Origin of the sequence: Bacteroides congonensis (genome assembly GCF_900130125.1) — a bacterium.
Lineage (GTDB): Bacteria > Bacteroidota > Bacteroidia > Bacteroidales > Bacteroidaceae > Bacteroides > Bacteroides congonensis.
Map to the genome: position 1 here is coordinate 221,320 of NZ_FQXY01000011.1, position 10,912 is coordinate 232,231.

The window sequence follows — 10,912 nt, forward strand, 5'->3', positions numbered from 1 at the left end:
TTGTTCAGTATCCGTTTAAAAGGAGATTCCTATGATTGATTGGAACTATGTACTTAGTCAGATAGCAACGGTGGCTTTTGATATTCTCTATTTCGGAGCCATCATCGGCACGATTGTCATTATCATTCTTGACAACCGGAATCCGGTTAAAACTATGGCTTGGATACTGATATTACTATTCCTTCCTATTGTAGGTCTTGTCTTTTACTTTTTCTTTGGGCGGAGCCAGCGTCGTGAACGTATTATCGGTCAGAAGAGCTACGACCGTCTGCTGAAGAAGCCGATGGCGGAATATCTGGCTCAGGACTGTTCGGAAGTCCAGTATGAATATTCCCGCCTGATCCAACTATTTCAGCATACCAATCAGGCATTTCCTTTTGAAGGAAATCGTGTAGCTGTCTATACTGAGGGTTATACCAAACTGCAATCATTATTGCGCGAACTTCAGAAAGCGAAGCAGCATATTCATATGGAATATTATATTTTTGAGGATGACGCTATCGGGCGTTTGGTCAGGGATGTGTTGATAGAAAAGGCTTCGCAGGGAATTGAAGTGCGAGTGATTTATGACGATGTAGGCTGTTGGCATGTCCCCAATCGCTTTTTTGAAGAAATGCGTAATGCGGGCATCGAGGTGCGAAGCTTCCTGAAAGTGCGCTTTCCCTTATTTACCAGTAGGGTGAATTACCGGAACCATAGAAAAATTGTCGTTATTGACGGATGTGTAGGCTTTGTAGGTGGAATGAATCTTGCGGAACGTTATATGCGCGGCTTTTCATGGGGAATTTGGCGTGATACACACATCATGCTCGAAGGTAAAGCAGTACATGGGTTACAGACTGCCTTCCTGCTTGACTGGTACTTCGTAGACCGTACGCTGATTACAGCTTCCCGGTATTTTCCGAGAATAGACTCTTATGGCAGTTCTTTAGTGCAGATTGTCACCAGTGAACCTATCGGCCCTTGGAAGGAAATAATGCAGGGATTGACTATGGCGATTACTAACGCCAAGAAATATTTCTATATGCAAACCCCTTATTTCCTGCCGACAGAGCAAATACTGGCCGCTATGCAGACCGCGGCTTTGTCCGGGGTGGACATACGTCTGATGTTGCCGGAACGTGCCGACAACAGGATAACCCATCTTGGCTCACACTCCTATCTGGCAGATGTGATGCAGGCAGGTGTGAAAGTCTATTTCTATAAGAAAGGTTTTCTGCATTCCAAACTCATGGTTTCGGATGATTTGCTTTCTACCGTAGGTTCTACTAATATAGACTTTCGTAGCTTTGAGCACAATTTTGAGGTGAATGCTTTTATGTACGATGTAAACACTGCACTCGAAATGAAGGAAATATTCCTTCAGGATCAGCGTGAAAGTACACAGATATTCTTGAAGAACTGGGTAAGGCGTTCGTGGAGACAAAAGGCAGCGGAGTCTATTGTACGTTTATTAGCCCCGCTACTCTAATAGTTTTAATCCGGTTTAGCGGAACAGAGAGAAGTTTACACTTCCATAAATTCTTCTTTCAATGAAGTGCGGATTCTCTTCGAAGTTATTATCTTTCCCATGTTCCAGTACAAATAATCCCCCTTCTTTAAGAAGATTGTTCTGGAAAATAAGTTCAGGTATTATTTCCAACTCTTTTAAAGCATAAGGCGGATCGGCAAAGATGAAGTCGAACTGCTCTCGGCTGCTCTTGATAAACTTGAAAACATCACCCCGTATCGGCAGACACTTGTCTGTCTTCACCTCTTTCATGATTTTGGCGATGAATGAATGATGTGCGGGGGCTTTCTCAATGCTGATAACGCGGTCGCATCCCCGGGAAACGAGTTCGATACTGATACTGCCGGTTCCGGCAAACAAATCAAGCGCAGTCACTCCTTCCTCAAAATCAATATAGTTATTGAGTACATTAAACAGATTCTCTTTGGCGAAATCTGTTGTAGGACGTGCTTTAAACGTTCGTGGCACGTCAAATCTTCTTCGTTTGTATATACCGCTGATTACTCGCATGTTAATAAGGCTTGCATGTCAATATTAGTGGCAGGGTTCATAATGAATACCTGCAAGATAAACTTTTTCAGTTCGTTCATAAGAATCTCTTTGTCCGGAAGTGTTCCGGTGAGGTGAAGTTCATCCCGTTCCTGGTTAAATTCCAATTGCTTCCAGGCATACAACAGATAGTAGATACGGTCTTCCGTATGCGTACATTCAAAGGAATTGGCGAGAAGGAGATGTCCCCGTTCGAAACAATAGACATCGATACCTTCCTGACGTATGGAAGCATACATCTTTTTGCTGTTTCCCAGTCTGCTTTTGACAGAAAAATAGTCAATAAGCGGGGTGGACTGCGAATAAAAGCGAGCTTCGGGATACTGCTCTTTCAGAAAAGTGCAGACACTTTTGTCTATACCAAAGATGACAGCTACATTATTCTTTTGTAGGATATTGTAAACCACCATTTCATTTTCCCGTTTCTGATGATTGTGATAAAATAAAAGTTCAGCCTGTTCCTCTTCAAACAATTCCAGTGGCACAATCGTAAAACGTTTGCCGGCCATCATGATATTCACCCGTTTGTAGGGATGGCTTAAGAAGTCCGATTCGTGGAAAACCGCTTTCAGGTTGGCAGTGAGGGATAGAGAGGGTTCTGTCTCTTTCTCTATGATTGACAGAGAGTCGTCGTGAATCGGGTTATAGATAGAAAAAGAAAATCCATCCGTACTAAGACGGATGGATAAAGTATATTGTTTTGATTTAGTAAAATCAATCATTATTCCCAGTTACCAGCACCATTGTTCGGAGTATCGATAGAACCTACCATCAAACCGCAGTATCTACCCAGTTTGCTCTGAACATCTTTTAAGTTAATGATTTCCTGTTTGTCAAGTCCGCCCAAATAAGTTTCGTACGGAGCTTTTACTTCGAACAAGAATACAGGAGCACCTGATTTAGCAGTATCATTTTTAACATTCATTTCAAACTCTGCACCACCACTGTAAGGAATGTATCTCATAGAGTCTGCATTGAATCCTTTCGGGAAAATAGTATCCATTACTGCTACCCACATAGTGTCACGCTTGAAGTTTTCAAGTCCCCACTTCTTAACTTCGTCATACTTGCCTGTCTTTTTCGCTTTTTCGATGATAGACATAGCTTTCTTTTCAGTCAGACCATCTTCCAACTGTTTGTCTGTCAACATTCCCATCTTCATAACGAACGGCAACTTCTGATTCTTGACGAAATCAATCAGTGAATCGAATTTGTCAGTGTACATTCCGTGGTGCAGTGTGCGGTATTCCTGCTGTGCTTTACGGATGTCAATCAAGCGGGCAATGACTGCTTTTTCCCTGTCTTTTTTTGCGTTTTCAAAATTGATAGGACCCATGATGCTGTTGTAGCAAATGTAAACAAGTGCAGCAGCACAGAGCACCAATACAATATTAAATACTGTTTTCATGATAAATTATGTTTTTAGTTGTTATATTCGCATCGCAAAAATAGAATAAATTAATTTAAATACGATAGTTCAGGGAACTTTTTTCTCGTACAAAAATGATAAATAACTATTTAGAAAGGCAAATTAAGGAAAATTTTCCTTACCAACCAACTTTAGAGCAGGAAATTGCTGTAAAATCTCTTTCAGAGTTTCTTCTGTCTACTCTGGCGGATGAGGTTTTTATACTCAGAGGGTATGCCGGTACCGGTAAAACATCTCTAGTAGGAGCCTTGGTGAAAACGATGGATCAGCTTCAGCAAAAGTCTGTTTTGTTGGCTCCGACAGGTCGTGCGGCGAAAGTTTTTTCGGCATATGCCGGACATCCCGCTTTTACTATCCATAAGAAAATATACAGACAACAATCTTTCTCTAACGAACTGAGTAACTTTTCGATTAATGACAATCTGGCTACAAATACGTTGTTCATTGTCGATGAAGCTTCCATGATTTCGAATGAGGGATTATCCGGCAGTGTATTTGGTACGGGGCGTTTGTTGGATGATTTGGTGCAATTCGTATATTCGGGACAGGGATGTCGTCTTTTACTAATGGGTGATACAGCGCAGCTTCCTCCGGTAGGAGAGGAGTTGAGTCCGGCACTCTTTGGTGATGCATTGAAGGGGTATGGTCTTGAAGTTCGTGAGGTCGATTTGACTCAGGTAGTCCGCCAAGTACAAGAGTCCGGTATTCTATGGAATGCTACGCAATTGAGACAGTTGATTGCGGAAGATGAATGTTACTCTTTACCTAAGATAAAGGTAACAGGGTTCCCCGATATAAAAGTAGTACCGGGTACGGAATTAATTGACGAACTGAACAATTGCTATGACCATGACGGAATGGACGAAACAATTGTAATCTGTCGTTCTAATAAACGCGCGAACCTCTATAATAACGGAATACGTGCGCAGATTCTTTGGCGTGAAGATGAATTGAATACAGGAGATATGTTAATGGTTGCCAAGAACAATTATTACTGGACGGAGAGGTATAAAGAGATGGACTTTATAGCTAATGGTGAGATTGCTATTGTTCGTCGTGTCCGCCGTACTCGTGAGATGTACGGTTTCCGTTTTGCCGAAGTCACCCTTCGGTTTCCCGACCAGAATGATTTTGAACTGGATGCTAATTTGTTGTTGGATACTTTACATTCAGACGCACCTGCATTGCCGAAGGCGGATAATGACCGATTGTTTTATACGGTATTGGAAGACTATATAGATATTCCTAATAAGCGTGACCGGATGAAGAAGATGAAAGCTGACCCGCATTATAATGCTTTGCAGGTGAAATATGCGTATGCGGTTACTTGTCATAAAGCGCAAGGCGGACAGTGGCAGAATGTGTTCTTGGATCAAGGATATATGACGGACGAATATTTGACTCCTGATTATTTTCGTTGGTTGTATACGGCGTTCACACGTGCGACAAAGACTTTGTATTTGGTGAATTATCCGAAGGAACAGGTGGAATAGGTGTCTTGGATAACAACGATGAAATCAGTTAATTTGAAATCAATTGATTTCATGAGTACATTTTTTTATATTAAAAGGTTCTTGTCTATGAAGTACACCCTAAAAGTTTTATAGAAAACTCTTAGGGTGCTATATTTATGAAAATATTATAAAATAAAATCTTATAATTCTATTACTTCTTTTTTAGCGTAAAATTATTCTTAGGATGCTGGTCTCCAAAATTGGTATGAATATACAGCCAAGTGGTTCCATTATCATTTGAACAAAATGGAATCATGGTAGATTGGGAATTAGTAGCAGGCCGGTGATCTAGGTATAAACCTCCACTGTTTCCGAATGAGCTCACAATAGTTCCTTCTTTATCTTCTCTTTTCCATGAATTAATTTGTTTTTGGTCTCCAAGCGTACCAAGACATAACTGCCATAAAAGTGGGTCTGTTGCATCTGGTTCATGGATCGTTTGAGGAATTGGAATACTTAAACTAGCTGTTTCTGCAATATAATTCATAACTAACGGATATTTGTCAGTGATTTGATTGTAAGGAGGAGCCCAACCATATACATAATAAGATTCATCTTTAACATTTTCTTCAATTCTTATATTGTATTTCATGGTACCACCCCATGAGTTCCAAGATGTATTATTCCATTTGAAAGAAGTTCCAGAAGTAACCTCCCATTCACCGAGGTAATATTTATAGTCAATGCGGGCAGTTGTTTCTGAGGATGTAAAGTCGGTTCTTCCATAAACTTGACCACTCCAAACTACTTCATCATTATAAAGAAGCTTGCCGATTTCATTAATTTTGGTATCATAAATCTTAGAAGATTGCAAGTCATAAAATGCAAAGTATCCCCAATCTGCTTTGATGTTGTTTAAATAGCTAGTATTGTAGGAAATCCCATTAGATAGCCTTATGGCATATGGACATTGTTTCTTTTTCTCTAAAAGATCTGTAGAAAGAGGCCTCCATCCACCATACGTACCATAGACTGCATAATCTACTATTTCGTTGACAGTTTTTCCCTCAATATCTCCTCTTGGATAGTCATTACTTTGATACCAGTATATTCCTAAAGATGTATTTGGCATTATTTGCCGGCATTCATATACTAAACGGCTATATTGTTCTTGTGAAGCTGTAACTAGTCCGGGATGTCCAGGAACTTTGTCATATGCAGAGTATTCGTCATCGAAGTCAATTCCGTCGAATCCATAGATATCAACATAAGCTTTTAATTCTTTGGCAAAGTCTTTTGCTGCCTCATTTCCTAAACTTCTCATGCCCGCAGGAGTGTGATCCCCTAGAATAGATAAATTGACTTTGATTCCCTTTTCTTGTAGTGGACGAATTAATTTATCAGCATTCTCTAATACAAAAGTAACTTGCGGATTGCAATGAATGTATGGTTTTCCTTCTGCATTCAAGCGGATATTCGCAGCAAAAACACTAACAATATCAAAAAAAGGTTTGCCACTTTCTTTCATTGTATATTCCCCGACATTCAAGATGTTTTCATTATTTACTTCAATATAACAAAGTGTTTTGACATCTCCTTTCTGACTATCGGGAATAGCAGCTAATGGTTTCACTAAATAAATATATGACTGATTGTTAGAAGTCATATCAATTCCATCAGAGGCTGTTGCAGATACGGCTATGGCATATGTTGAGCCAACTGTACCTCCAGATGAAATATTTAATTCAATTGAGGCGGATTTTCTTTTTCCTGCTGGAATTGTTACGATACCATCATTCTCTAAAGTTAATTTGTTGGCTGGGTACATCACATAAGATGTACCATTAGCGTCATTATAGGCAGTAAGTGCAGCTTCGTCTACTTTAAAAGTAACAGTTATATCTTTATCTGCTGCTTTACTTAATTCAAAATAAAGATGCCCTGTTCCTGCTTTATCACCATTAATGTTGATAGTGGTGAGCGCTTTAGCACCAGCAGCCGATCGGACACTTCCAAATGTTCCTTCTACATTATCAAAGGCATTTTGACTCCCGAACGGTATAGTAATGTCGTCTTGGCAAGCTGCAAACATTGCACTTAAGCATGCGAATGTTACAGTGAGTATGGATGATTTTAAAATATCAATATGTTTCATAGCTTGTATTCTATTAAATCTATGTTTATTTATTTACTCTTTGGCTGGAAGGGCTACGTCTATCCATGTCAATGGGTTGGAAGCAGTAGCATCATTGCCGTTCATTGTATAATCTTTGATAGAATTTGCACCGTCATTGAACTTCCAATAAACAGCTAATCCATCTGATGCAGGGTCTACTTCATAAGCATGGTTAGTAGCACTAATCTCTTCTGCACTTAATACTCGATTCCATATGCGTACTTCTGATATGTCTGCATCCAGCCAACGTTCATTATTGTATGAATAACCAATCCAGAAACAACGTGGTTTTCCATTTGATTCGTCGGAATGTTCTACTCCCCAATCAACAGGGCCAAATGTTACTTTATTGTCTTCTGCAACTAATTCTCCGTTATAATATGCTTTAATTGTTTTGGCATTGGCATCATAAGTGATGGCAATATGAATCCACTCTTCCAATTGTACGTCACGGGCAATCATAGTTTTATGTTCGCTAGCGCCTTCTCCTGTTACAATCTGCAATTGATTTTTAGGAGAATTATCACCAAATCGGAATAAGAACTTGCCCTCAATACCCATTAATGTACTAATTGAGTTATCAAAACTATGTGGGCGAATTAAAGCCTCGGCTGTCAGCTCTGTCATTCCTTGTACAACGTCAGGATTTGTCCATTTCACATAAACATTGTTATTGCTTATGTTTGCCACTTTATTGATAAGTGATGCACCTTTGAAAACATAATAGAATGTACGGGCAGAATTTAAAATGCTAATATTGGCATTTGTAATTGTAACTGGGAGTACATAAACTTTATCAATATCCAATAGGTTGATATCTTTGAATTTTACAGTTATTGGAGTGGAGATAATACCTTCAGCAGGAATTCTTCCCTCAGTTGCAGAAAAAGAGTAAAAATTCTCCGGTAAGGATTCTACCCCACTAGTGTAATAAATATCCTCATATTGAGAAATTAAACCAGGGTCGGCCTTGATTGTAAAACTAACATCTTGTGGCTCCGGTTTTGCCATGGCAATTTGGAATGAACGCTCTTCTGATTCTATATTAGCTTTAACCAATATATTTTCAGGAACAATAGAATTCATATAGATGTTATTGGAGAAGTTTTCCATATCCTCATTGCATCCGGTAAGCAATCCGGTCAGTAATCCTAATGAGATGAAATATAGTTGTTGTAGTTTCATAATAGTAAATTATTTAACTGGAGCTGGGTTCATAATGTTAATAGTTTCTCTTACAGTACGGTATGTACCATTCGTGCGATAATAGTCATATTGAACATTATTGATAGCAATACCGGCTTTGATATAGATATTAGACTCGGTCGTTGTCCAATATGCACTTTCGATTATAGCTTCTGCTGTTCCCCAAAAACCTTCTGTACCATCTGACGAAGGACTTGAAACTGCTATAATAAAGCGGTCGGTAGGGACATTTGTTTCTGAACATTCTAAGATGGAAAGATTGAGTTCAGTTTCATTTGTTATTTGAAATGCATCAATGATAATATGAAGGAAATTATTCAGTATATTTTTGTCAATTAGATTTTGAGGCTTTCCTTCAAATGAAAGTACTTTATTGCTGTTTTGGCTTTTCCATGTTAACATAGCATTCAGGAAGATATTCTGCATTTCAGTATAAATAGCTTTGTCTTCTTCGTTCATATATTTAGGATTTTGACCAACATATTTTACGATAATTCCATCGAAAGGTTCTGCATATGCCAATTGCTTTTCTACTTCTTTTTTTAGAAATGCATCAAATGTACTTTCAGTTTCTGACTGTGATTGGGTAGAAATATGGTCTTCATATTGGGTCTTTATATCATCATAACTTATGGTATAAACTACTTTTGTTCCCTTCTGTCGTAGAATTGTTATTTCTTCTTTTTCAAAAGTTGCTAACTCTGAAGGATACATCAATCCGACAATATCAATGCTGTCAGGCAGGCTTGTTATATGCTGTGCGCGACTAGCAGGATTCTTTTCGCTATTATCAAACCATGCATACACTTTTTTGTGTTCCGTATCAGCTTTATATTGACGTAAGTTCTCCAAGTACTTGGTATATAGTTCAGGGTTTTGTTCCTCAATACCGGGCTGTTTGATGCCGATACTTTCTACATCTGTCCAGTCATCACATGAAACAAAAGCACAACTTGCTGCAAAAAGCAATGTTACTATTATATTTGTTTTATTATTCATAATTCACTAGATTTTTATTCTTGAGTTAATCTTGGATTACAATCCCACCATACATGAGTAGACATTTTGTCTGCTCCCTTTAGATATTCCAATGCTTTCGGCATGTTATCTCCATTGTTTCTATATTCATCCTGTGGATAAGACAGACGACGTGCAAACTTCCCTTTGGTTATATCAGTCCCTAGGTTTTTGTCTACTTCCATTAACTTTGGATATCCTGTACGACGAAACTCAGCCCATGATTCCATGCCTAACGGGAAATTGGCAATCCATTTTTGAGTAATAATACGTTCTAGATTTTCTTCATCAAATCCACCTATTTCTTTCCATTTTACTGTAATGTCTGAAATAGAACCGGTATAGCTGAACGTTCCGGCAGGATCTTTATATATCTGCGGTACTTTTTGTGAAGTGAGATAACTATCTGTAATATTAGCTCCCCATTGTTCAAAAGACAATGTGATGCCTTTCTGATAGTATGACTTAGCATCTCCGCCTTTCATGTCCCAACCTCTCAAAGCTCCTTCTGCTTCTAGAAATGCAACTTCGGCAGCATTCATCCACATTAGTTTAGAGTTCAGAGTTGTTAGCATATTAGAATACGAGTGACTCATTTCTGAATCAGTTAAGACACCAGTACCAATACGAATACCATGATAATCTTTATCAGCAAAAGTGGATTTAGTGAAATATTTCTCCATACGAGGATCTTGATAGCCTTTCATATAAGACATTATATCGGCAGCAACCCGATAATCACTGTATTCATAATTTGTTTTATAAAAAGGATTCTCGTTAGGAGTAAACATTGCATTGTCATCGTTTGAAGTCATGACCCCAATTTCATGTTTTACGGCTTCTTCAGCTATTGTTTGGGGCGTTTTTCCATCCATGTTATAATTGGTATATACCATACGCATTGCCAAACGTAATTTTAGAGAATTTGCAAACTTTACCCATTTCACCACATTACCGCCATATACTTTATCCGCATCAGGATTAAAAGTATTTGTTTGTTTGGCTGTAAGAATGTTAATAGCATTATCCAAATCTTTAATCATATTGGTGTAAACATCTTGCTGCGAATCAAACGGAGCAGCTAATTTACCATCAGCACCCAATTGAGAATAAGGAATGGGACCGTATGTATCAGTGATCCTATGCAAAGCTGCAACTTTTACAACCTGTGCTACCGCTAGAGGGACTTCATCTGTTGTATTGACTTCTATTTGACTCAGGCTAGGCAATACTTTGGGAACTATATCATTATAAAGCACTCCGATCCATGCTTGCGAAGGGTTGTATGTGGAAAAACGATTATTCCAGTCGTTTGCTTTCGATTCCCCCAAATAACCACCATATGTACCACCTAATAAACAGTCAGTATATTGAAGGGTGTTAGGCTCTGCCGGAACGACATAACCTTGCATATTTACTAAAGCCGACCGCCAAATATAGCCATCTGCATTCATTTGGTCCTTGGTCGCTTCGTATGGATTAGTATTATAATCTATATAATTATTTGTACATGCGGAAACACCTATTGCGCCGCCGACAAGAATTAGTTTTATGGTTGATTTCTTTATCAT

General features: G+C 38.7%; 9 protein-coding genes. 2 read left to right on the forward strand and 7 right to left on the reverse strand.

All coding sequences use genetic code 11. From position 1 onward, the window contains the following. Positions 1-31: 31 nt before the first annotated feature. A complete protein-coding gene (gene cls, locus BQ7997_RS18470) occupies positions 32-1,471 on the forward strand; it encodes a cardiolipin synthase (RefSeq protein ID WP_022138326.1) in 1,440 nt (479 codons plus the stop codon). 15 nt (positions 1,472-1,486) lie between these two features. Here the strand turns inward: cls and BQ7997_RS18475 are convergent, their stop codons facing one another. From BQ7997_RS18475 to BQ7997_RS18485, 3 genes are read right to left on the reverse strand one after another with little or no spacing between them, the layout of a single operon-like run. Next, positions 1,487-2,020 carry an RsmD family RNA methyltransferase gene (locus BQ7997_RS18475; RefSeq protein WP_073347597.1) on the reverse strand — a complete coding sequence of 178 codons (534 nt, stop codon included), beginning with the start codon at positions 2,018-2,020 and terminating at the stop codon, positions 1,487-1,489. Continuing rightward, positions 2,011-2,781, reverse strand: coding sequence for a DUF3822 family protein (locus BQ7997_RS18480; protein ID WP_073347598.1), 771 nt, complete (start codon positions 2,779-2,781; stop codon positions 2,011-2,013). Before BQ7997_RS18480 ends, BQ7997_RS18475 begins: the two co-directional genes overlap by 10 nt. Then, complete coding sequence (locus BQ7997_RS18485; RefSeq protein ID WP_022138329.1) at positions 2,781-3,467, reverse strand: hypothetical protein; 687 nt, start codon at positions 3,465-3,467, stop codon at positions 2,781-2,783. The genes BQ7997_RS18480 and BQ7997_RS18485 overlap by 1 nt, the downstream gene beginning before the upstream one ends. Positions 3,468-3,562: 95 nt before the next feature. On the opposite strand from BQ7997_RS18485, the gene BQ7997_RS18490 reads away from it, so the two are divergent. After that, positions 3,563-4,981, forward strand: coding sequence for an ATP-dependent DNA helicase (locus BQ7997_RS18490; RefSeq protein ID WP_073347599.1), 1,419 nt, complete (start codon positions 3,563-3,565; stop codon positions 4,979-4,981). Positions 4,982-5,153: 172 nt separating this feature from the next. Here BQ7997_RS18490 and BQ7997_RS18495 read toward each other — a convergent pair whose 3' ends face one another. Genes BQ7997_RS18495 through BQ7997_RS18510 form a run of 4 tightly spaced genes read right to left on the reverse strand, consistent with a single transcriptional unit; the run spans position 5,154 to position 10,912 of the window. Next, positions 5,154-7,097: a BT_3987 domain-containing protein gene (locus BQ7997_RS18495; RefSeq protein WP_073347600.1), complete on the reverse strand. Its 1,944-nt coding sequence runs from the start codon at positions 7,095-7,097 to the stop codon at positions 5,154-5,156. A 33-nt stretch (positions 7,098-7,130) separates the two neighbouring features. Further along, complete coding sequence (locus BQ7997_RS18500) at positions 7,131-8,303, reverse strand: DUF1735 and LamG domain-containing protein (RefSeq protein WP_073347601.1); 1,173 nt, start codon at positions 8,301-8,303, stop codon at positions 7,131-7,133. A 9-nt stretch (positions 8,304-8,312) separates the two neighbouring features. After that, on the reverse strand, positions 8,313-9,323 hold the full coding sequence (locus tag BQ7997_RS18505) for a glycoside hydrolase family 18 (RefSeq protein ID WP_073347602.1): 1,011 nt from the start codon (positions 9,321-9,323) through the stop codon (positions 8,313-8,315). A gap of 14 nt (positions 9,324-9,337) precedes the next feature. Continuing rightward, positions 9,338-10,912 (reverse strand): SusD/RagB family nutrient-binding outer membrane lipoprotein, encoded by a 1,575-nt coding sequence (locus BQ7997_RS18510; RefSeq protein ID WP_073347603.1) that lies wholly within the window; start codon positions 10,910-10,912, stop codon positions 9,338-9,340.

Coding starts and splice junctions, on each gene's coding strand:
- cls (WP_022138326.1), top strand. CDS start 32: ATGATTGATTGGAACTATGTACTTAGTCAGATAGCAACGGTGGCTTTT.
- BQ7997_RS18505 (WP_073347602.1), bottom strand. CDS start 9,323: ATGAATAATAAAACAAATATAATAGTAACATTGCTTTTTGCAGCAAGT.
- BQ7997_RS18490 (WP_073347599.1), top strand. CDS start 3,563: ATGATAAATAACTATTTAGAAAGGCAAATTAAGGAAAATTTTCCTTAC.
- BQ7997_RS18485 (WP_022138329.1), bottom strand. CDS start 3,467: ATGAAAACAGTATTTAATATTGTATTGGTGCTCTGTGCTGCTGCACTT.
- BQ7997_RS18500 (WP_073347601.1), bottom strand. CDS start 8,303: ATGAAACTACAACAACTATATTTCATCTCATTAGGATTACTGACCGGA.
- BQ7997_RS18495 (WP_073347600.1), bottom strand. CDS start 7,097: ATGAAACATATTGATATTTTAAAATCATCCATACTCACTGTAACATTC.
- BQ7997_RS18510 (WP_073347603.1), bottom strand. CDS start 10,912: ATGATAAAGAAATCAACCATAAAACTAATTCTTGTCGGCGGCGCAATA.
- BQ7997_RS18475 (WP_073347597.1), bottom strand. CDS start 2,020: ATGCGAGTAATCAGCGGTATATACAAACGAAGAAGATTTGACGTGCCA.
- BQ7997_RS18480 (WP_073347598.1), bottom strand. CDS start 2,781: ATGATTGATTTTACTAAATCAAAACAATATACTTTATCCATCCGTCTT.